Raw genomic sequence first — 22,404 nt, 5'->3', positions numbered from 1 at the left:
GGTGAGAGACAGTTGGGTTTCACAAGGCGGGCAGCGGTTTCAGAAAGCCGCTGCGTTGGAAGTAGTCCAGGTAAGTCGCCATCATCGCGCTGTCCAGGGGCCTGCAATGAATCCCCGATCCGCAAAGGGCGGCATCCAATTGCGAAGTGTCGAAGCTCAAGGCCGCCCCGGTCTGGCCGACATCCGCCGACGGTTCATGTTCGGCAAACAGCATCAGGTACTTGGCCAGTTCATTGTCTTCGCCGCGCTCGACAGCGCCGACCACTGCCCGGTACCAATCCTGGTAGGAGAGGTCCCGCAGGGGGAATCCACAGTCACGGATCATGTCGATCACGTCCTGCCAGTGCAGGCGGCGAGCGCCTGTCAGGTGGAACGTGCGTCCGTGGTGTCGACCGTTGAGAGCGATATGAGCTACGGCGGCGGCACAGAAGTCGACGGGGACCATCTCCAGGGTGATGTCGAAGGGCAGGGCCGCTTCAGCCTGGATACAGCCTTTGATGACAGCATTGAGAAAGGTATCGCTGGAGGCCGCACCGCTGCTTTGCGAGCCACAGATCTGGCCGGGTCGATAGATACAGACCGGCAGGCCACGCTCGCCGGCCTGGGTAACCAGGCGGTCGGCTACCCATTTGGTTTGCTGGTAGCCGCCCAGCACGTGTTCGGGGCTGTGTAGGGGCCCTTCACTGTAGTGATGCTCGCCGTTGAGCACCGGAAATACCGCCAGGGATGAAATGTGGTGAACCGGCTTGGTCCGCGAATGGCAGGCGAAGCGCAGTACCTCCAGTGTGCCCAGTACGTTGACAGGCTTGAGCTGCCAATAGGACTGTACATAGTTGGAGAGGGCTCCGTTATGGACCACCAGATCGACAGACTCTGCCAGTGCGCTGTAGCTCGCACGATCCAGGCCGAGCCATGGCCGTCCGATATCTGCGGCAATACCGTGCAGGCGAGCCGCATCGGCGTCACGCCACAAACCGTATTCGGCCATGTTCTGGCGAATACGGAGATTGGCTTGTTCGGTATCGGCGGCGCGCACCAGCACATCAATGCTGGCTTGTGAACGATCAAGCAACTCGCGTAGCAGAAAGGCACCGGTGTATCCGGTTCCGCCGGTCAGCAGCACCCTGTTGTAGGGGCCCGTCGGTTGGCCGGGTATGAACGCCACAGGCACGATATCGGCAGGTAGCAGGGCCTCTTCGAGCAGGGCGGAGGGGGCCATGCTGCGCTCGCCAGAGGCCGATGCGGCAATTCCAGAGCGCGACACATCGAGCATCAGGGCGAGCGCGGACACCGTCGGTTTCTCGAACAGTTGGCGCAAACTGAGCGAGGTGCCGAAGCTTTCACGCACCCGGGCCATCATTTGCACCGCGCTGAGCGAGTTGCCGCCCAAGTCGAAAAAACTGTCGGTGATGCCGATTTTTTCGACCCCCAGCAAGTCACGCCAGATCTGCACCAGTTGGAACTCATCCGCAGTACCTGGCGGCTGGTAGACCTGCGCGCCCGTGGCGCGGCCCTCCTGGGTCAATTCGATCGCAGGCAGGCGTTTGCGATCCACTTTGCCATTGGGCAGCTTGGGTAACGCGTCCAGCAGCACGAAACGCGAGGGCAGCATCGCGGCAGGCAGGTGTTGCCGGGCGAACTGGCGCAACTGGGTGCGCAGGGCCGACTGAGTGATAGACGCGAGGGGGTTGTTGGTTCGTGTCGACGTATTCAAGAGGTTTGCTCCAAGGACACGGCTGCGGACTGAACATCCGTTCGTTCTGTGGGCTGAGTGCGAGGCGTGGGTAGCGAGAAGTAGGCATCGAAACGATCCATCCGCTCTTGCTCCGGCATCAACAGTCGAACTTCCAGGCCCATACGTTCAGCCAGGCTGGCGATGTCTTCTGGATTGAGCGCGTGCGGATCCTCGACCAGCCACAATTGGCGCTGCAGTTCCCAGGCAATGGTGCTGGATGGCATTTCGGCCAATAAGCGAAGCAGGGCCAGGGGCTTGACCAGGCGCAGATTGGTTATGCCGGTGACGGTCAATGGCGCCTGGCCGATCCGGGACAGCGACTGTTCCAGCGCGGCCAAGCTCGCGGGTTGCTCGGGGCTGCCCCACGCACGGCTCACGCCAGGTTCGTGTGGTTGCGGCTTGGCGCGGCCAATCAGTGATACGTCATAGCGGAACGTGGTCAGCTCGTTGATGGCATGACCGCGCTTGAGCTCGATGCGTGTCTCGCTGAAGCCACCCAGCCGATTGGCCAGTTCGATGAAGTGACCGGGTGCCAGGCAGAGCTCACCTTCTTCCTTGACGTTGCGTGCGATGTTGTTGATCAGCTCGGCCGCCGTTGTCAGCGGCGCGGCCTTTTCCAATTGGACAGTAGCGTGGAAGGCTTCCAGCAGGCCGAGATGGCGAACATCGCCGATAAACACCTGGCCGTGGGGGCTGACAACTCGCGCGGCCTCGGTCACTACCCGTTCCAGGTATTCGCTGCTCGGGAAGTACTGGATGACCGAGTTGATGACGACCGTATCAGCCGCTCCGGTAGTGACCGAAGACAGTTCACCGGCATCGCCATGGATCAGTTCAACCCGACACTGGGCATGCTCAACCGTTGACAGGCTTTGCTTGGCGGCCGCCAATGCGGTTTGTGACACATCGATACCCAGGTAGGCCTCAACCGACGGCGCAAGGTTGCGAAGCAACAAGCCGACCCCGACCCCGACGTCTAGCAGTGAGCGCGGTAGCAGGTTGCGCACGCGTGCAACGGTGTGATCCAACCACTCTTGCATCTCCTCGATCGGGATGGGGAGCCCGGTGTAACTGCTTGCCCAGCCTGCAAACTCGCTGCCTGGAACATGACTGACGCCGCTTTGTGGGTTGGCGTAGGCGCCTTCCCAGATATCGCCCCAGCGCGAGATGTGGCGGTCTTGCGCCAGCGCGTCGGCCGGATTGGCCTGCATGGAGAGATAGGCGATCAGTTCATAGCCGGTCGCGGTTTCAACGGGAACAACAGCCACTGCGGTGACATCCGGATGCCGGGATAGCACACTTTCCACTTCATCCGGTTCAATACGGTGTCCGAGAATCTTGACCTGACGGTCGATACGACCGAGCAGCTCCAGCGTGCCGTCCGGCCTCCAGCGTGCCCGATCGCCCGTGCGATAAATCTGCCCGCGACCCTGCGGATGGGCAGGGAAGCGCTCGGCCGTCAGGTCCGGGCGGCCAAGGTACAGTCCGGATACACCCTCACCCGCGATCCACAGCTCGCCGGCCACCCCGATGGGGAGACGCCGCATCTGGGCATCCAATATCAACACCTCGGTGTTGGCGATGGGTTTGCCAATCGGGATCAGGCTGCCATGCTGGTGGCGCTGTAACTCGTGCACGGTCGACCAGATGGTTGTTTCGGTAGGGCCGTACATATTGAACAGGCGTGTGTGGGGCAGGGCTGCCAGCAAACGGTCAGCCAGCCCCGCGGGGAATGCTTCCCCACCGACCAGTACTGCCCGGGTGCTTTCCAGGGCTGCCAGTGCTTGCGGTTCCGCACAGACCGCGGCAATCAGTGACGGGGTGCCTTGCACCAGCGTCACCTCATGCCGACGGCACAGTTGCGCAAAGCAATGTCTGGCATCGGCCACTTGGGCATCGTGCAATTGCTTGAGCCGACCCAGTGCGGCTATGCCTTGCAACGCGTCATCGGTGGCAATGCCGAAGTCCACCAGGCATGCCACTTCATCCGCACCGGCACTGGCCAGGGCGCGCAAGGTGGGGCTCACCGATTCCGGAGAGCCGAACAGGCCTGATCGGTCGAAATAGCGATCAACCGCCATATCCAGAACCGAGTCGATGTCTTCCTCGGTCATGACTTCGGGGTACTCGACGCCCATGCTGGAGAACAACAGCCGCCACAGCTCGGTGGAGGTCCGCAGGTATTCCCTGAAGGGGCCGCGTGCCCTGCTGCGCGCCAGTTCGGCGTCTTCGTCGAGGTAGGTGTGCACCATTACCGTCACGTGTCCGGGACTGGCGTGTCCTGCTGCTTTTCGGGCGTTGCGATAGGTACTGATCTTGCGTGCCAGTTCGTCGATGTCCTGACCCAGAAGGTGGGTCAACAGGTTCGCGCCGCTTGCCCCCGCACGTTCGAAGGTCTCCATGGCGCCGGCCGACGTCAGCCACATAGGCGGTTGCGACTGAACGGGCCTTGGGAAAATGCGCAATGCGACGCTGTCACCGTTGCCATTTATCCGTTCGACCGAGTCGCCTCGCCAGAGACGCTTGAATTCGTCGATTTGCTCAAGCATCTGCTGTTTGCGATTGGCATACGCCTGCGGCGCCAAGGCAAAGTCATTGGCATTCCAGCCTGAAGCGAAGGCCAGTCCAACCCGTCCTTGTGAGATGTTGTCGACCAGCGACCACTCTTCGGCCATTCGCAGCGTATCGTGCAAGGGCGCCACGATGCTGCCGCAACGTATGGCGATCCGCTGGGTCACTGCCGCCAGCGCGGCGGACATGACTGAAGGGTTAGGGTAGAGTCCGCCAAACTCATGGAAGTGCCGCTCCGGAGTCCAAATGGCCTCCAGTCCCATGGCGTCCGCTGCTTTTGCGCCTTCCAGCACCAGGCGATAACCTTCCTGGCGTTGATCATCGGCAGCGCCTGCCGAAAAGAAGAACAGGCTCAGTCCAAGAGGACGGACCGCGGCCTGGGGATCCGGCACCAGGTTCTGGATGATCCGCTCCCCGGCAATAACCACCTTGGCTCCTCGCGCCAGTGGCCACAGCAACTCCAGTACGGAGATGTCAAAGGACATGCTGGTGAGCGCCAGTACGGTGTCTTGCGCCTTGCAGCCGATACGTCGGTCCATGCCTTCGAAAAAGTTGGTGACGTTGCGATGACGAATGACCGTGCCTTTGGGCAAGCCGGTAGAGCCGGACGTGTAGATCACATAGGCCGTGGCTTCGGCTTCCAGCTCCAGATTGGGGCGCTGGCTTGAGCGCTGTGAGATAGCCGCTTTGTCGCGGTCGATCAGCACACAGTGCTGGACCCGGTCGACTATCTGGCAGCTGCGTTCCGCTACCAGGGCTGCCAAGCCGGAGTCTTCGGCAATGAAAGCAAGACGCTGGTAGGGGTACTCCGGGTCGAGTGGCACATAGGCGCAGCCAGCCTTGAGCACGGCAAGGATGGCTGTCACCATGTCGATGCCTCGGTAGAGGCTGACCCCTACCAGACTGCCAGGCTTGAGCCCTCCGGCGATGAGCTGGTGAGCCAGGCGATTGGCTTGTGTATCGAGTGCCAGATAGCTGATGTCGCTATCGCGGTGGGCCAGTGCGATCGCATCAGGGGTGAGGTCCACCTGCTGCTCGAACAGGCTGTGCACGGTGGCGCTTCTGTCGAAGTCGACGTCCGTCTGGTTCCAGGCATCGAGCCTGACGTGCTCGGCAGGCTCCATCAGTGCCAGCTCAGCGACGTAGCAGTCACCCTGTTGCACCAAGGCGATCAACGCTTTGGCGTAATAACCGGCAAGCCGGTCGCAGAACGCTTCATCCAGACTATTCAGGTCACAGTCCAGCCATGCGCGCAAATGCCCCTCGACCGGATCAATGAGGAAGTTCACTGCCAAGGGGTAGTTGGTCTCTGCCACACCGATGCCGTGACGAATCAGAGCCCCGTTTGCGTCTCGGCGTTTCCATAGGCTGTGAAAATCAATGAAGTTGACATAGCTGTCCAGTTGCAGGCCGTCGGCCAGTTGTTCTATCTCGGTAAAGGGAAAGCGCCTGTAGGGGGCGGCATCGCGCTCGAAAGCGAAGGCGCGCTGGGCCAGCTCGAGCAGGCTTTGCTCGCGGGTGTCGACGCTCAGCGGCAGCGTATTGAGGAACACCCCGAGTACGGCATCACCACCATCCTCTTCCAGTCGGGCATTGACCACCATCCCGGTGACTACGTGCTCGGCGTTGCCCACCAGGCGCTGAACGGCCAGGTGCGCCGCCGCCAGCAAGCTTTTCAAGGGCAGGGCTTGTGTGCGCGCCAACTGCTGCAATTGGCCCAGCAGCGCAGGTGCTACGCTGACTTCGAATGCTCGGTGTCGGCTGGTGTTGCTGCCCAAGGGCTTGTCACTGGCGCGTGGCAGGAGGGTGGGTTCGCTGCCGGCCAAGGTTTTGCGCCAGAAGTCACGGGCCGACTGGTCCAGCATGGCTTCGCGCTCGGCAGCCACGAAGTCGCGGTAGGACGAGGGGAGTTGCGGCAGCCAGAGGTCTTGGCCTTCCAGTGCGGCGGCATAACGTTCGACAATTTCTTCCAGCATCGCCGCATCGCTCCATCCATCGAGGATGACGTGGTGCTCGATGACCGATAGTTGGAAGGCATTGGGCTCGCGCAGGTGGACGGTAAAGGCCATCAATGAGGCATTGGAAAGCTCGAAATGATGGTGTTTGGCGTTATCGACCCAGGCCGCCAGGTGCCTGTCGATGGCCTCCGCCGGCTGTCCCAGCAGGCTGTCGATCACTTCAAGTGGCGCTGTGGCGTGCTCCTGCACCAACTGCAAGGGCTCGCTGAACGTTGAAAGGTCAAAGCGCGTTCGAAGTACCGGGTGCCTTTGCACGGTGGCGTCGATGGCGTTGCGCAACAACGTCTCATCAAGACGGGTCGCGATATGCAGGCTGGTCACCACGCGGTAGACCGAGCTGTCGCTGGCCAGTTCCGCGTGGTAAATCATCCCGCCTTGCATCGCGGACAAGGGATAGGCATCCACCAGGCCGGAAGGTAGCCGCGAGCGATCCTGCGGGCGCAACAGATCGAAAGGTTGAGCACGGGTGACCGGCGTTTCCCTGTTGAACGGTCGCAAGCGTGTGGCCAGTTGGCGCAGGGTCGGGTAGTTGAAAACGTCCTGGACGTCGAAGCTGTAACCTTGTTGCTCGGCCAGTGAACGGGCGCGAATGGCGAGCATTGAATCCCCACCCAGCGCAAAAAATGACAGCTCGGGATCGGGCGAGTCGATGCCCAACAGGCTTTGCCAGATATCGCCAAGCAGGTGTTCCTCGGGTGTCTCGAGGGGCAACGCAGCACGGACTTGCTCGATCAGCGGTGCCGGCAACGCGCTACGGTCAAGCTTGCCATTTCGCGAAAGGGGCAGCGCGTCGAGGAACACAAAATGCTGCGTAATCATGTACTCAGGCAGGCTGAGTGACAGATGCTCGACCAGTTCTTTCGTCGACGAGGTCTCACCGGTGGTGTTTACGATATAGGCCACCAGGCGGGGCTCTCCCACGGGAGGTTGCCAGGCTGTGACGGCAGCCACTGCGACGCGGGGATGACTCATCAGGACGCTTTCAATTTCTCCGGGCTCGATACGAAATCCGCGGATCTTGACCTGGTCATCCAGGCGTCCGAGGAATTCGATGGCGCCGTCTCGTCGATAGCGCGCCAAATCACCGGTGCGGTAGATCTGGCCCCGGCCGTTGGCATCGGGCAAGAAACGCATGGCGCTCATTTCCGGCCTGTTGATGTAGCCCAAGGCAACCTGCACACCACTGATGTACAGCTCACCCACCGTTCCGATCGGCACCGGACACCTGGCCTCATCGAGGATATGCAACTGGGTATTGGCAACGGGGTAGCCAATGGGTACCGAGCCCTGTGTATCGGCCGCGGAGCAGGTCCAGTGCGTGACGTCGATGGACGCCTCTGTGGGGCCGTAGAGGTTGAGCAAGGCGACTTGAGTCGCAGGTGTGAAGGTTTCGAAGAAAGTCTTCACGGTACCTGCGCGCAAGGCCTCGCCGCTGCAAAAAACGCGACGTAACGGACTCGCATCCGACAGACCGGGCTCTTCGAGAAAGAGATCGAGCATGGAGGGCACGAAGTGAAGGGTGGTCACCTTGTAGTCACGAATCAGTTGGGCAATGTGACGCGGGTCTCGGTGAGCGCCAGGCTCGGCCAGGACCAGTTGGCAGCCGAACAGCAATGGCCAGAAAAACTCCCAGACCGAGACATCAAAGGTGAAGGGGGTTTTTTGCAGTACGCAATCGTCGGCTTGAAGCGAGTACTGTTCCTGCATCCACAGAATGCGATTCACCACCCCTTGATGGGGGACCGCGACACCTTTGGGCTGCCCGGTCGACCCCGATGTGTAGATCACATAGGCGGCTTGTTCCGGGCTGGCGAGGTGCTTCAACGGGACGGCCGGATGGGGTAAATCAGGCAACGTTCGATCCACGCAGAGGATCATGCATTCGCTGTCCTGCAGTTCCGCGAGGGTGCTGGTCAGGGTGCTGCGGGTCAGGACCATTACCAACTGCGCATCAGCGACCTGAAAGGCAAGGCGCTCGCTCGGCAGTTCCGGATCGAGTGGGACGTAAGCGGCACCGCTTTTAAGTACGGCGAACAGGGAAATGACCATCTCTAGCGAGCGAACGTCGCAGACCCCCACTCTCTGCCCAGGCTGCACGCCCAAGGCGACCAGGTGAGCGGTCAAACGATTGATGGCGCTCTGCAACTCGCTATAGGTGAGCGTGCCTGCAGGACCTGCGAGCGCGATGCGATCAGGTGTGCGCCGTGCCTGTTCGTCCCAGAGCTCATCAAGACTGCGAGTCAGGTCATAGGGGCGTTCAGTCGCATTCCACTTCGCCAGCAGGCTTCGTTCAACGGGTAACAGGCCATCGATCCCTTGGACGGGCAGGTCGGGTTCCGCCTCCAGGAGCGCACCCAATACTTGCAGAAACCGATCTTGATGCGTTTTCAGGTCCGCTTGGCTATGGCGCTCCGGATTGGCGTCGAAGAACAGTTGTAGCCCGCTGCCATCGGCTCGCCCGTAACAGCCGATCAGCAGATCTTCCACTGGGCCGGTAGACAGGTAGTGCGGCACCGTCACGCAATCACCAAAGCGAACTTCCTGGTCAAACGAAATGACGTTGATCACCGGTCCGCCCAGACGCGTGCGCGCACCGCCACGCTGTTGATCCCGGTGAAGGGCTTCGCCACGATAACGCTGGTGGGCCAGAACGAAGCCGAGGTTACGTGTGACGTCGTGGACCAGCTGCTTGAAAGACGAATGGGGCGTTACATGGAGACGCAGCGGCAGTTCATTGGCCAGCATGGTGGGTGTTGAGCGTGCCGCGGCGTCCAGCCGGGCTGAAACAGGCAGCGTGAGCAGCAGGTCATTGCTGTTGCTCAATTTGCGGATGTAGATCGCCATTGCAGCAATGATCAGTACCGACCAGCGTGTCCCGATGGACCTGGCACATGCTTGTAAGCCAGTTTCCATCAGCGCCGGCAGTGGCGTACTCAGGCGGCGCATGCCGCGGTTGGAAAGCGTGACGCTCTCGGACAGTTGCAAGGACGCCGGCGGTTGCTGCAACTTGTCCAGCCACGCCTGTCGATCTTCCTCGTGCTTGGCGCTTGCCTCGTATTGGGCTTCGTCTGCAAGAATCACGGACAAGGGGCTGGCGTTGGAAACGGGGCATTCCTGTTGCGCCGACAATGCACTGTATATTTCGCCGATACGCCGCCAATAGAGCGTCTGGCCGTACCCATCCATCAGGATATGGTGATAACGCAGGTAAAAGAATGAATGCTCAGGACCCAGCTTGAACAGTGCATGCAGGTGCAGTTGTGAGTGGGTGAGGTCCTGGGCGGTACTCAGGTCTCGCTTCATCCAGGACTGGGCCGCCTGCCGAGCATCGGCTTGTTCGCTCAGGTCAATCACCATCAGTGGCTGAGCGTCGTGCGGTTCAATGACCTGCCAGGGTTCACCCTGCTTCTCAACGAATCGTACCCGTAGCGCTTCTGTCTCCTGCAAGGCAAGGGCGATGGCTTGCTGAAAGAGCTCAACCTCAACAGGCCCCACAATCTCAAGGTATCCTGCGCAGTTATAGCGAGGGTTACTCGGGTCTATGCGCTGTGCTACCCACACCCCGCGCTGGGCAGTGGATAAAGGGAGGGGGGTTACAGGTTGGGAGCTGCCGAGGAGCGGGTCATGATGGCTGTTCATTCTTCAAAGGCTTCCTGCGCGGTTTAAGTCGATATGTTCAATACTGAAAAAATCGAAGTTGTGATCTCTGGTTGTTGACGTGGACAGCTTTACAGATAGGCAACTGGAATATTGTGATATGGCCAAAACCGTATGTAGCGCGCGATAAGCAAGATAGGGGCTTTTCGTGAAAACTATGAGTTTGTTTTAAGCGGGTGCGAGGAGGGTGGGTAGGTTATATTGAGTGCGCTTTTCGTTTGCTCATCAATCTCAATCCAGAATGCCAGTACTGGTTTTCCATCGATCAACTGCGGCGCTGACACCCGGTGAACCGTGACACCCATACGCCGCAAGAGACGTTCGTTGCCCACTGCGGAGAAGGCAATTAACCGTGCGGCCCCGAGTTGAATCGCTGCCGCGACAGTTTCTGCCACCAGGGTGCAGGTGTTTCTCCAGGATTGGAGTGTATTGCTGTTGGGTTCGTTAAGCGCTGTTGCGGAAAAGCGAGAGAGCTCCCAAGTATCGGCGGCGTGTGGCAGAGGGGTGTCACCCATCAGTTCGGGGAACACCTCACTGAGCAAGTAAGGGCGTGTCGTGGGGAGGAGTCGGGCGCACCCGCAAATGTCACCCAGTGGGTTTTTTGCAACAACATAAACAGTATCGGCTCGATCAAATTCGTCAACTTCCTCTCCGTTTTTGGAGGGGAGCGGCCATCCCAGTTTTTCGAGGAAAATCTTATGACGATATGATGCCAGTGCCGTCTCTACGCGAGAGCCTAGCTCCCTGGCGGTGCCGGTTATGGTCTGTAGCATGCGACTCTCGGACTGTTGAAAATGAATCCTTAGTTAGTCACAAGAGGTTGATCAGGATAAGCTGCCCTTTTGGGCAGGGGGGGGGCGCTCAGCAGGGCTGAGGGACGCCAACTTGCCAGGGTTGACTGTGGAGCCAGGAAGCGAGCAGTTCTTCAGTCAATTTGGCGCCCAGATCATAGCCGTTGGGGGTGCGCAACATGACGTTGGAGCTGATGCCGCCGGGGGCTAATACGAGGGTGGCGGTATTGGCGCGCCGCAACCACCCCCAACCTAGACTGACCCGTGGTATTGTGCGATCCCCGGCCCACTCGCAGTACCCGGCCGATTCGACGCTGACGCCCAGGCCTCGAAGTTCTTCCAGCAGTGAGGGGTCAGGCCAGGCAATATCCTGCTTCAGCGACAGGGTGCAGAAATCGCTGAATGTCATGCGAATGTATCCGTCTGGAGTCAGCATAGTCGTTCTCGATTGATAGCTATAGGTTGCGAAATGATCGCGCTACTCACAAGGATGGGAGCTCAGTGATGAAGCATCAAGTTTTTTGGTGCCGTGATAGGGGCACGATGGAGAATCCTACGCACTGTGTCACGGGGTTGGAATGGCACCTCAGTGCCAATGTGTAACAGGATGAGAATTTTGGACGAGTTTCGCGAAAGGATTTTTAACTTGTGCACGGAATCAAAGTCCGAGCTTGTTCTGTTTGAAGGGTTGAAGCAGATAACGTCCGAGCTGGGGTTTGAACATTGCTCCTATGGCATGCGTATACCTATTCCCGTCACTGATCCTGGTTTTTATCTCTTGTCGGATTTTCCGAAAGGCTGGGAAGAGAAGTACGTCAGTAATAATTATTTTGCAATCGATCCTACGGTCCAGCACGGGTTGAGAAATAGCACTCCACTGATCTGGTCCGCGACCAATCCGATTGGACGACCGGAGTTTTGGGAAGAGGCGCAACAGGCAGGGTTATGTAACGGTTGGAGCATGCCGGTACATGGCGGTTTTGGTTCGATCGGCTTATTGTCCTTGATGCGCTCGGCCGATCGCTTGAGCGAAAAGGAAATGCTGTCGAATGAAGAAAAAATGATGTGGGTCGCGATGAATGTGCACTCCACGATGGCTAACTTGATCACCCCCAAGTGGGTGCCCGAAGCCACTCAAGAACTGACCTCGCGTGAGCAGGAGGTGCTGAAATGGACGGCTATCGGGAAGACCTACAGTGAGATTGGCTGCGTCCTGTCGATTGATGCGCGCACCGTAAAATTTCATCTGGTCAATACCATGCGCAAGTTGAATGCGGCCAACAAGACCGAGGCCGCGGTTAAAGCTTATATCCTCGGATTGCTTAATTGAGGGCTGGCTGAGCGGCGCCGGTAATTCCGGTGGACGGCCTTGATGTCAGGGGCGGCAGACGATCAGCGGCGCCCGGTCCGGGTGCTCACGTCCACCCACACGGCCAGCACCAGAATGCTGCCTTTGACAATCATCTGCCAGTAGCTGTCGACATCGAGCATGGACATGCCGTTGTCCAGGCTGGTGATGACCAGCGCGCCGAGGAGGGCGCCGTAAACGGTGCCCGAGCCTCCGCGCATGGAGGTGCCGCCAATGAAGCAGGCGGCGATGGCGTCCAGTTCGCCCATGTTCCCGGCCGAGGGTGAGCCCGCGGCCAGGCGCGCGGTATTGACCACCCCGGCCAGGGCGCACATAAGGCCCATGATACCGAAGATCCACAGCTTGACGGCCTGCACGTTGATACCCGACAGGCGCGTGGCTTCCATGTTGCTGCCCACTGAGTAGATACGGCGTCCGAACACGGTCTGGCTGGTGACGTAGCTGAACAGACCAAGCAAAATCAGCAGAAGCAGCACCGGAACCGGGATGCCGTCGTAGCTGTTCAGGGTATAGACGAACCCGGCCAACACCGCGCCGATCAACACCACGCGTAACACGTCACGAACCAATGAGTGGGCCGCCAGGCCATGGAGGGCACGATTGCGGCGCTGCCTCCAGGTCAGGAAAAGTGTCAAGGCGAACAGCAGTACGCCGAGCCCGCCGCCTACCGTGTGTGGCAAATAACCCTGGCCGACATAGACCAGCGACGCGGATACAGGGGCAATGGTGGTGCCGCCGGTGATCCCCAGCAGAATCCCGCGGAACGCCAGCATGCCCCCCAGGCCCACAATGAAAGACGGAATGCGCAGGTAGGCTGTCATAAAGCCGTTTGCCAAGCCAATCATCCATCCGCAGACGGCGACAATACCCAGATTCGCCAACAGCGGTACGTGATAGATCACGTCGAGGATTGCCGCCAGGCCGCCGAGCAGGCCAAGCAATGACCCCACCGACAAATCGATCTCGCCGCTGATGATCACCAGCACCATGCCGCAGGCGAGAATCCCGGTAATGGACATCTGCCGCAGCAGGTTGGAGAGGTTGCGCGGGGTAAGAAACCCGCCGTCGGTCTGCCAGCTGAAGAACAGCCAGATAATCGCTACGGCGATCACCAGCGCGAGCATTTTGTAGCGGGTGAAAAATTGTTTGACCTGATTCATCTACGCGGTTTTCCGATCATTATTGTTATGGTCATCGGGGTGGTTGAGCGCGGCGGTGAGCACCTGTTCCTGGGTCAGCTCGTGGTTGATGAAGTCACCGCGTAACTGGCCTTCGCCGATTACCAGCACGCGGTCGGAAACGCCCAGCACTTCGGCCAGTTCCGAGGACACCATGATGATCGACACGCCTTCGGCCGCCAGCGCTCCCATCAGCTTGTAGATCTCATACTTGGCGCCGACATCCACCCCGCGGGTGGGCTCATCGAGAATCAGCACGCGGGGTTTGGTCAGGAGCATCTTCGCCAGCACGGCTTTTTGCTGGTTGCCGCCGGAGAGGCTGGTGATCGGCAGGAACGGACTCGCGGTCTTGAGGTGCAGGCGCGAGATTTCCCTGTCGATGCAGCCCAGTTCCGCTTCGGCGTCGATGCGGGTCATTTTCGAGTAGTTGTCCAAGACGGCGAGGGTGATGTTCTGGCCGACCCCCAGGTCCGGAATGATGCCTTGGCGCTTGCGGTCTTCAGGCACCATGCACAGACCGGCGCGGATGGCTTTGAGTGGCGTGCGGGTGTCGATCGGCTGGCCGTCCAGCCAGACCTCACCCTGATAGCGACCAGGGTAGGCACCGAACAGTGCCGACACCAGTTCCGTGCGTCCGGCGCCGACCAGCCCGGCGATGCCGAGGATTTCCCCACGCTTGAGGACGAACGAAATATCGTCGACCCGTTTACGTCTGGGGTTGTCGACGTCGTAGCAAGTGACATGGCGCGCCTCGAAAATCACCTCGCCGATGTCATGGGGTTCAGTGGGGTAGAGACTGCTCATTTCCCGTCCGACCATCTGGGTGATGATCTGCGCAATGTCCATGTTCGTCATGGCGGTAGTGGCGATGTGTTTACCATCGCGGATCACCGAAATGGTGTCGCACACGGCGGCCACTTCATCCAGTTTGTGGGAGATATAGACGCAGGCAACGCCCTTGGCCTTGAGGTCGCGAATGATGTCCAGCAGCACCTCGATTTCCGAGCGGGTCAGGGCCGACGAGGGTTCATCGAGGATCAGCAGACGCGCTTGCTTGTTCAGTGCCTTGGCGATTTCCACCAGTTGCTGGTAGCCACCGCCGTACTGTGAAACCGGTAGCGATACGTTCATGTCTGGCACTTTGAGTTCACGCATCAGGGCTTCGGCACGGTGGATCATCGCCGGGTAGTTCATGCGCCCGCCGGGCAGTGTCAGCTCATGCCCCATGAAAATGTTTTCGGCCACCGACAGATCGGGGACCAGGGTCAGTTCCTGGTGAATGATGACGATCCCGGCGGCTTCGGTGTCGCTGATGGAATGCGCCTCGAAGGGCCGCCCGTCCCAGAGGATTTCTCCCTCCCAGGTGCCATGGGGGTAGACCGCCGACAGGACTTTCATCAGCGTGGATTTGCCGGCGCCATTCTCGCCGCACAGCCCCACGCATTCACCAGGCTTGACCTTGAGGTCGATGCCATTCAAGGCTTTGACACCGCCAAAGGTTTTGACGATGCCGTTCATTTGCAGCAGGTAGTCGGACATGGCGAGGTACTCACACTGTACAGCTCGATGGGTCACTGTCCGGCAATCTGCGCCTTGGTATAAAAGCCGTCCTTTTCCAGCAGGTCGATGTTGTCTTTGGTCAACGGGATCGGGGTGAGCAGGATGGTGTCGACTTTCTTGCTGCCATTGTCGTATTGCGAGCTGTAGGTGGGTTTCTCGTTGCGCGCCAGTTGCACCGAGAGCTTGGCCGCTTCGGAGGCGATCAGTTTCAGCGGCTTGTAGACGGTCATCGTCTGGGTGCCATCGATCACCCGCTTGACCGCTGCCAAGTCTGCGTCCTGACCTGAGATCGGCACCTTCCCGGCCATTTGCTGCGCGGCCAGTGCCTGGATGGCGCCGCCGGCGGTGGCGTCGTTGGAGGCGACGATGCCATCGATCTTGTTGTTGTTCCGGGTCAGGGCATTTTCAACAATGCTCAGGGCTTCGGTGGGGTTCCATTCCTTTACCCACTGTTGACCGACAATCTTGATATCACCCTTGTCGATGGCCGGTTGCAGCACTTTCATCTGACCTTCGCGCAGGACCTTGGCGTTGTTGTCCGTGGGCGCGCCACCGAGCAGAAAGTAGTTGCCCTTGGGGGCGGCTTTCAGCACGCCGTTGGCCTGCATTTCGCCGACCTTTTCGTTATCGAAGGAGATGTAGGCGTCTATATCGGCGTTGAGGATCAGCCGGTCGTAGGAGACCACCTTGATCCCGGCTTTCTTGGCTTCGGCGACGGCATTGGTCAGCACGGTGGCATTGAACGGCACGATGACGATCACATCGACACCACGGGATATGAGGTTTTCAATCTGCGAAATCTGCTTCTGCTCGTTGGCATCGGCCGACTGTACGAAGACTTTGGCGTTCATTTTTTCCGCCGCCGCGACGAAGTAATCACGGTCTCGTGACCAGCGTTCCAGACGCAGGTCATCGATGGAGAAACCGATCTTCGGGTGGGCGGCATCGGCCATGGCCGGTAGCGAGAGCAGGGCCAGAGCGCTGGCGAGCAGGGTGCGTTTTAGTAGGTTCATGATGGTGCGTCCTTTTATTGTTGTTTGAAAGACACTGCCTGACGATGCATAAGTTGCCGGTGGAACTGTAGAGCGTCGCAGGGCTCCGCGAGCATGGATTTGTCGTGAGAATGTCACCGCGACGCCGGGGCTTGCCTGTCCTCAGGAGTAGATGAAACGGTTCACCACGCCTTCGAGCATCTCCTGCCGACCGCTGACGGCCTGCGGATTCAGCTCGTGGCTGAAGGCATGTTCGGCCAGTGATTCGAGGCTGAACTCACCCGCCAGCACCGCTTGGCCGAGCGGCTGTTGCCAGCCGGCGTAGCGTTGATCCTTGAATTGCTGGAGTTGATCGTTCTGCACCATGGCCGCCGCGCGCTCCAGGGCCAGGGCGAGGACGTCCATTGCCGCGACGTGGCCGTGGAACAGATCGACCTCGTCTACGCTCTGGCGACGGACCTTGGAGTCGAAGTTGAACCCTCCATGGGTGAAACCTCCGGCCTTGAGGATTTCGTAGGTGGCCAGGGTCATCTCCTCGACGCTGTTGGGGAACTGGTCGGTGTCCCAGCCGTTCTGCGGATCGCCGCGGTTGGCGTCGATGCTGCCGAAGATCCCCAATGAGACGGCTGTCGCGATCTCGTGATGGAAGCTGTGCCCGGCCAGGGTCGCGTGGTTGGCCTCGATATTGACCTTGATCTCGTTTTCCAGCCCGTACTGATGCAGGAAGCCGAAGACCGTGGCGCTGTCGTAATCGTATTGGTGCTTGGTCGGCTCCTGGGGCTTGGGTTCGATCAGCAGGTCGCCTTTGAAACCGATCTTGTGCTTGTGTTCGACCACCATGCGCATAAAGCGGCCCAATTGTTCACGTTCGCGTTTCAGATCGGTATTGAGCAGGGTTTCGTAACCTTCACGACCGCCCCACAGTACGTAGTTGGCCCCTTTAAGCCGTTGGGTGGCGTTCATGGCGCTGAATACCTGGGCGGCGGCGCAGGCGAACACCTCCGGGTCGGGGTTGCTGGCGGCGCCCGCGGCAAAGCGCGGGTTGCTGAAACAGTTGGCGGTGCCCCACAGCAGTTTGATCCCGGTTTGTTCCTGATGGCGCTCCAGGTGGTCGATCATCTGCGCGAAGTGGTTGCGGTATTCCTTCAGCGAGTTGCCTTCCGGGGCGACATCGGTGTCGTGGAAGCTGTAGTAGTCGATGCCCAGTTTGGAGAAGAACTCGAAGGCTGCTTCGGCCTTGCCGATGGCCAGCTCCATTGGATCCCCGGCGTGTTGCCACGGGCGCTTGAAGGCGCCGGCACCGAACATATCCGCCCCCGGCCAGACGAAGGTGTGCCAGTAGCAGGCTGCCATGCGCAGGTGTTCGCGCATGGGTTTGCCGAGGACCAGCTTGTTGGCGTCGTAGTGGCGGAAAGCTAAGGGAGAGTCGCTGCTGGGACCTTCGTAGCGAATCTTGTCGACAACGGGGAAGAACGGCATTGGAATGTCCTTGTTGTTCTTGGCTGTACCTCGATACTAGCAACGGCCCAGTGGCTGAAAATTATGAAAATCACCAATGCGCAGTGCGATTTTGAGTATTGAGATTCATCGTTTGCGCGCCTAGTCTGTGTTGACCGGTCCAGGATCAAAACAATGAAAACCGTCCCACCCGTCCACCGCATTGCGCTGTTGTTCAATGGCAGCAAGATCTACGATCGCGGCATTATCAGCGGCATCGGCAACTACCTGAGCAGCACCCGCGCATCCTGGGACCTGTTCCTTGAAGAGGATTTTCTCTGTCGGTTGAAAGGGATCGAGCGCTGGCAGGGTGATGGGATCATTGCCGACTTCGACGACCCGCTGATCGGCGAGGCGCTGGCCGGGATCAAGTTGCCAGTGGTGGCGGTGGGCGGCTCCTATCAGGATGAGCGCGCCTATCCGAAGGGCATTCCCTATGTCGCCACCGACAATGACGCGCTGATGAAATTGGCCTATGAGCATCTGATCGAGGCCGGGTTGACCCGCTTTGCCTGTTTCAGTCTGCCTGAAGCGCAAGCCAATCGCTGGGCGCAGGAGCGGGAAAAAGCCTTTCGCCGGCTGCTTAAACGCGATGGCTTGCCTGTCGAGGTCTATCGCGGCATGGGCACCAGCGCGCCGCTCTGGGACAGCGCCGTCGAACAGCAGATCGCCTGGTTGCAAAGCTTGCCCAAACCCATCGGCATCATCGCCGTCAGTGACGCGCGTGCCCGGCAGTTGCTGCAAGCCTGCCTGACCGCCGGGATCGCCGTGCCGGAGCAGGTAGCGTTGATCGGCATTGACAACGACCCACTGACCCGCAGCCTGACGAGGGTGCCGTTGAGTTCCGTGATTCAAGGCACTGAAACCATGGGGCGGACCGCCGCGCAGCTGCTCCACCAGATGCTGCACGGCATGCCGTCGACGGGTACGCAGATACTGATAGCCCCTGATGCGATCAACGTGCAGGCCTCAAGTCTGCATCAACCGTTGGGCAACCCCTACGTCATGCAGGCGCTGCTCTTCATCCGCCAATACGCCTGCCAGGGCATCAAGACCGCGCAGGTGGCGGGGTACGTGGGTGTGTCGCGCTCATCGTTGGAGTCGCACTTTCGCAAGGAGCGCGGCTGCAGCGTGCACGACGAAATTCTGCGCTTCAAGCTGGCGGCGGCGGCCAACGGACTGGAACACACCGATTCGGCGATTGCCGATATCGCCCAGAATTGCGGCTTCAAATCGGCGCAATACCTGCACACGGTATTCCGTCGTGAGTTCGGTTGTACGCCGCGGGAGTATCAGCAGGGCGCCCACGTAGCGATTCATTGATCGAACGGCCGGCCGGATTTCATCCTCCCCAACCCTCGCGCACCGCTTTTCGAATCCCCTCCAACAGCATCGCAAACGCCGGGTTGTCATTGTTCTCGCGCCAGATCAGATGCAGCTCGCTCTGCACGCCTTCGCCCAGATCGATGCTGCGAAATACCACGTTCTTGAACACGACGCTGGTGGCGCAGCGCGGCACCAGGGCCAGACCCATCCCGGCGTTGACCAGCGCCAGGATCGTCAGCGAGGAGCCGAGCCATTGCACGTACTGCGGGGCGACGCGAGCCGAGCGGAGCATGCCGGTCAGCAGTTCATTGAAGGGCGGGTAGGCCGCGTGGGAATACATGAGAAAGGGTTGTTCATCCAGATCCTGGACGGACACGCTTTCAGCGCTGACCAGCGGGTGATTGCTGGGCACGGCCAAGACGAACGGCTCACGTACCAGGCACTCGGTGGCGTAGCCCGGCTCCAGCAACGGAGCGCGGACGATGCCCAGGTCAATACGGCGAGCGCGCAGGGCCTCGTGTTGCTGGTAGGTGTTCATCTCCGACAGCTCGATTTTGACATGGGGTTGTTTGAGCCGTGCTTCCGCGATGACCTTGGGCAGGAATTCGTACACCGCACTGCCGACGAAGCTGATATTGACCGAACCGATGTCCCCTACGGCGAAGCGCCGGGCGCTGGCGGCGGCTTGCTGGGCGCGCTCCAGCAAGTTCTGCGCCTCAATGAAGAAGGCGCGGCCGGCGGCGGTCAGGGCGACGCTGCGGGTCGTGCGGGTGAACAACTCCACGCCCAGGTGGTGCTCCAGCAGTTGAATCTGTCGACTGAGGGGCGGTTGCGTCATGTTCAGCCGTTCGGCGGCGCGACGGAAGTTGAGTTCGGTCGCCACGGTAGTGAAACAGCGCAGTTGGGTGAGCTCGAACATTGATCTAATCCAGGTATCAATCGAATGCCAAGTTAGATTAGACGGGATCAATGCTGGCGTCCATGATCGGTTTGTCCCTAAAAAAACAATGATCGGGAGTCGCCCTTGAATACCCTCCAGAGTCCGCCGGACCCGAATCTGCTGGCCCGAGCCGCGGCCAAGGTGAAGCGCCATGTGCTGCCGCTGTTCGTGGTGATGTTCATCGTCAACTACATCGACCGGGTCAACATCGGCTTTGTGCGCAGCCACATGGAAACCGACCTGGGCATTGGCGCCGCGGCCTATGGCTTGGGTGCCGGGCTGTTTTTCATCGGTTACGCGATATTCGAAGTCCCCTCCAATATGCTGCTGCAACGCTACGGTGCGCGGGCCTGGCTGACGCGCATCATGTTCACCTGGGGCGCGGCGGCCATGGCCATGGCCTTTGTGCGCGGCGAAACCAGCTTCTATGTGCTGCGCTTTGTGCTCGGTGCGGCTGAAGCGGGGTTTTTTCCGGGCATCATTTACTACTTCACCCAATGGTTGCCGTCGACCGAACGGGGCAAGGCCATGGCGATCTTTCTCAGCGGTTCGGCCATCGCGTCGGTGATTTCCGGCCCGGTGTCCGGTGCGCTGCTGAGCGTCAACGGATTCAACCTGCATGGCTGGCAGTGGATGTTCCTGATTGAAGGCTTTGCTTCCATCGTGCTCTGCGGTTTTGTCTGGTTCTGGTTGCAGTCCCATCCGCACCAGGCGAGATGGCTGAGCGCAGAAGAAAAGGCCGCGCTGATTGGTGCCATTGCACTGGAACAGCAGGCTCGCGAAGCCGTGCTGACGGTCAAGCCGTCGATGTTCAAACTGCTGGCGGACAGGCAGATCGCGTTGTTCTGTTTCATCTACTTTTCCATTGCCCTGACCATATATGGCGCCACGTTCTGGTTGCCGAGCATGATCAGGAAAATGGGCAATATCGGCGACTTCCACGTCGGTCTCTTCAACTCGATTCCGTGGTTTATCTCGATCGTCGCAATGTATGGTTTCGCTGCCATGGCCAGCAAATGGAAGCACCAGCAGGCCTGGGTGGCATTGACCCTGGTGATTGCCGCGTTCGGGATGTTCATGTCCACCACGGGTGGGCCGATTTTCGCGTTCGTCGCCATCTGTTTTGCCGCGATCGGTTTCAAGGCCGCCTCCGCGTTGTTCTGGCCGATTCCGCAAGGCTATCTGGACGCCCGCATCGCCGCGGCGGTGATCGCCTTGATCAACTCCATCGGCAACCTCGGCGGTTTCGTCGCGCCGACCGCCTTCGGTTTCCTGGAGCAGACCACCGGCTCCATCGAAGGCGGACTCTATGGCCTGGCGGCCACCTCGCTGGTGGCGGCCGTGGTGATCTTCTTCGTGCGTACTGCTCCCCGTGGCAATGCCCCGCGCGCGCAGCCCGCTAAACCCGCCGAGAGCCCGGCCGCCAAAACACCGATCAGTCATCAAGCCTTGAGCCTAGGCCCACAGGGAGCAGTCTCTTGAAAATCAAACGCGTCACCGTCACCCCCATTGCCTTTCGCGATCCGCCGTTGCTCAACGCCAGTGGTATTCACGAGCCCTTTGCGCTGCGTTCGATCATCGAGATCGAGAGCGACAACGGTTATATCGGCCTGGGCGAAAGCTACGGCGATGCCCCGGCGCTGGCGATCCAGCAGCAGCTGCAAGACCAGTTGGTCGGCCTCGACCCGTTCAATCTCAATAAAATGCGCGCCATCGTGCAGGCCACTGTGGCGGCGAACAAAACCACCCGCCTCGCCGGTGCGGAGCTGGCGCCGGGTTCCCACGCCAGCAAGGCGGTGAGCAACGCCTATTCGGCGTTCGAAGTAGCTTTTCTCGATTTGCAGGCACACTCATTGAATGTGCCGCTGGTGGATCTGCTGGGCGGTGCGATCCGTGACGAGATCCCGTTCAGCGCCTATCTGTTTTTCAAGTACGCCCAGCATGTCGACTCGCCCTACAAGCCGGACAGTTGGGGAGAAGCCCTGAACGAGGAGCAGATCGTGGCCCAGGCGCGGCGCATGATCGAGACCTATGGTTTCAAGAGCATCAAGCTCAAGGCCGGCACGCTGGATCCGGAACATGAGGTCTCGTGTATCAAAGCGCTGAAAAAGGCGTTCCCGGGTTATCCGCTGCGGATCGACCCGAACGGCAACTGGTCCCTGGAAACCTCGATTCGCATGGCCGAACTGCTGGGCGATGACCTGCAATATTACGAAGACCCGACACCGGGCCTGGAGGGCATGTCCGCACTGCACAAACGCACGGGTCTGGCGTTGGCGACCAATATGGTGGTCACCGACTTCGATGAGTTTCGCCGCAGCGTGGCCTTGGACAGCGTGCAGATCGTACTCGCCGACCACCACTACTGGGGCGGCCTGCGCGACACTCAGGTATTGGCCAAGATGTGCCAGACCTTCGGTCTGGGGGTGTCCATGCATTCCAACTCGCACTTGGGAATCAGCCTGATGGCCATGGCCCATGTCGCGGCCTCGGTGCCCAACCTCGATTACGCCTGCGATACCCATTACCCCTGGCAGGAACCGGATGAAGAGGTGATCAGGGGCGGCAAGCTGCCGATTGTCGACGGCTGCGTGAAAATTACCCGCGCCCCCGGGTTGGGTCTTGAGCTGGATCACGACCAGTTGGGCAAGCTGCATGACCAGTACTTGAGCTGCGGTATCCGCCAGCGCGATGACGTGCGGCAGATGCAGCGTTACAAGCCGGACTGGAAGGCGCTCAAGCCGCGTTTTTGATCTCGGGTACAGGGTGA

At 59.9% G+C, this 22,404-nt stretch carries 13 protein-coding genes; 4 read left to right on the top strand and 9 right to left on the bottom strand.

The window, feature by feature from the left end:
* Window positions 1-19: 19 nt before the first annotated feature.
* From M5B99_RS04620 to M5B99_RS04605, 4 genes are all read right to left on the bottom strand, one after another.
* A complete protein-coding gene (locus M5B99_RS04620) occupies window positions 20-1,714 on the bottom strand; it encodes a thioester reductase domain-containing protein (protein WP_248802866.1) in 1,695 nt (564 codons plus the stop codon).
* Complete coding sequence (locus M5B99_RS04615; protein ID WP_248802865.1) at window positions 1,711-9,963, bottom strand: non-ribosomal peptide synthetase; 8,253 nt, start codon at window positions 9,961-9,963, stop codon at window positions 1,711-1,713. Before M5B99_RS04615 ends, M5B99_RS04620 begins: the two co-directional genes overlap by 4 nt.
* Window positions 9,964-10,136: 173 nt before the next feature.
* Window positions 10,137-10,754, bottom strand: coding sequence for an acyl-homoserine-lactone synthase (locus M5B99_RS04610; protein WP_248802864.1), 618 nt, complete (start codon window positions 10,752-10,754; stop codon window positions 10,137-10,139).
* Between the two features lie 88 nt (window positions 10,755-10,842).
* Window positions 10,843-11,208 (bottom strand): DUF4902 domain-containing protein, encoded by a 366-nt coding sequence (locus M5B99_RS04605; protein WP_263860401.1) that lies wholly within the window; start codon window positions 11,206-11,208, stop codon window positions 10,843-10,845.
* 180 nt (window positions 11,209-11,388) lie between these two features.
* On the opposite strand from M5B99_RS04605, the gene M5B99_RS04600 reads away from it, so the two are divergent.
* Entirely contained in the window at window positions 11,389-12,102 is a 714-nt protein-coding gene (locus tag M5B99_RS04600; protein WP_248802862.1) for a LuxR family transcriptional regulator, read from the top strand.
* A 62-nt stretch (window positions 12,103-12,164) separates the two neighbouring features.
* Here M5B99_RS04600 and M5B99_RS04595 read toward each other — a convergent pair whose 3' ends face one another.
* From M5B99_RS04595 to xylA, 4 genes are all read right to left on the bottom strand, one after another.
* Window positions 12,165-13,301: a sugar ABC transporter permease gene (locus M5B99_RS04595; RefSeq protein WP_248802861.1), complete on the bottom strand. Its 1,137-nt coding sequence runs from the start codon at window positions 13,299-13,301 to the stop codon at window positions 12,165-12,167.
* Window positions 13,302-14,858 (bottom strand): D-xylose ABC transporter ATP-binding protein, encoded by a 1,557-nt coding sequence (gene xylG / locus M5B99_RS04590; RefSeq protein WP_248802860.1) that lies wholly within the window; start codon window positions 14,856-14,858, stop codon window positions 13,302-13,304.
* A gap of 32 nt (window positions 14,859-14,890) precedes the next feature.
* The gene (xylF, locus tag M5B99_RS04585) at window positions 14,891-15,892 is read right to left on the bottom strand and encodes a D-xylose ABC transporter substrate-binding protein (protein ID WP_248802859.1); all 1,002 of its coding nucleotides are present in this window, start codon (window positions 15,890-15,892) and stop codon (window positions 14,891-14,893) included.
* 141 nt (window positions 15,893-16,033) lie between these two features.
* On the bottom strand, window positions 16,034-17,350 hold the full coding sequence (gene xylA / locus M5B99_RS04580; RefSeq protein WP_248802858.1) for a xylose isomerase: 1,317 nt from the start codon (window positions 17,348-17,350) through the stop codon (window positions 16,034-16,036).
* Between the two features lie 153 nt (window positions 17,351-17,503).
* On the opposite strand from xylA, the gene M5B99_RS04575 reads away from it, so the two are divergent.
* Window positions 17,504-18,691, top strand: a complete 1,188-nt coding sequence (locus M5B99_RS04575; RefSeq protein WP_248802857.1) for a XylR family transcriptional regulator — start codon at window positions 17,504-17,506, stop codon at window positions 18,689-18,691.
* A 19-nt stretch (window positions 18,692-18,710) separates the two neighbouring features.
* Here M5B99_RS04575 and M5B99_RS04570 read toward each other — a convergent pair whose 3' ends face one another.
* Window positions 18,711-19,613 (bottom strand): LysR substrate-binding domain-containing protein, encoded by a 903-nt coding sequence (locus M5B99_RS04570; protein ID WP_248802856.1) that lies wholly within the window; start codon window positions 19,611-19,613, stop codon window positions 18,711-18,713.
* Window positions 19,614-19,718: 105 nt separating this feature from the next.
* Here M5B99_RS04570 and M5B99_RS04565 point away from each other — a divergent pair, with 105 nt between their 5' ends.
* Both M5B99_RS04565 and M5B99_RS04560 read left to right on the top strand, forming a co-directional pair.
* Complete coding sequence (locus M5B99_RS04565; RefSeq protein WP_248802855.1) at window positions 19,719-21,116, top strand: MFS transporter; 1,398 nt, start codon at window positions 19,719-19,721, stop codon at window positions 21,114-21,116.
* Window positions 21,113-22,387 (top strand): glucarate dehydratase family protein, encoded by a 1,275-nt coding sequence (locus tag M5B99_RS04560; RefSeq protein ID WP_248802854.1) that lies wholly within the window; start codon window positions 21,113-21,115, stop codon window positions 22,385-22,387. The genes M5B99_RS04565 and M5B99_RS04560 overlap by 4 nt, the downstream gene beginning before the upstream one ends.
* Window positions 22,388-22,404: the final 17 nt, after the last annotated feature.

Origin of the sequence: Pseudomonas sp. MWU13-2100 (genome assembly GCF_023242365.1) — a bacterium.
Lineage (GTDB): Bacteria > Pseudomonadota > Gammaproteobacteria > Pseudomonadales > Pseudomonadaceae > Aquipseudomonas.
Note: the sequence above shows the minus strand (reverse complement) of the source record. Positions and strands in the feature narration are given on the sequence as shown.

Bases quoted from the DNA above. Each gene is read 5' to 3' on its own strand.
- M5B99_RS04610 (WP_248802864.1), bottom strand. From the start codon at position 10,754: ATGCTACAGACCATAACCGGCACCGCCAGGGAGCTAGGCTCTCGCGTA.
- xylG (WP_248802860.1), bottom strand. From the start codon at position 14,858: ATGTCCGACTACCTGCTGCAAATGAACGGCATCGTCAAAACCTTTGGC.
- M5B99_RS04575 (WP_248802857.1), top strand. From the start codon at position 17,504: ATGAAAACCGTCCCACCCGTCCACCGCATTGCGCTGTTGTTCAATGGC.
- xylF (WP_248802859.1), bottom strand. From the start codon at position 15,892: ATGAACCTACTAAAACGCACCCTGCTCGCCAGCGCTCTGGCCCTGCTC.
- M5B99_RS04615 (WP_248802865.1), bottom strand. From the start codon at position 9,963: ATGAACAGCCATCATGACCCGCTCCTCGGCAGCTCCCAACCTGTAACC.
- M5B99_RS04570 (WP_248802856.1), bottom strand. From the start codon at position 19,613: ATGTTCGAGCTCACCCAACTGCGCTGTTTCACTACCGTGGCGACCGAA.
- M5B99_RS04605 (WP_263860401.1), bottom strand. From the start codon at position 11,208: ATGCTGACTCCAGACGGATACATTCGCATGACATTCAGCGATTTCTGC.
- M5B99_RS04595 (WP_248802861.1), bottom strand. From the start codon at position 13,301: ATGAATCAGGTCAAACAATTTTTCACCCGCTACAAAATGCTCGCGCTG.
- xylA (WP_248802858.1), bottom strand. From the start codon at position 17,350: ATGCCGTTCTTCCCCGTTGTCGACAAGATTCGCTACGAAGGTCCCAGC.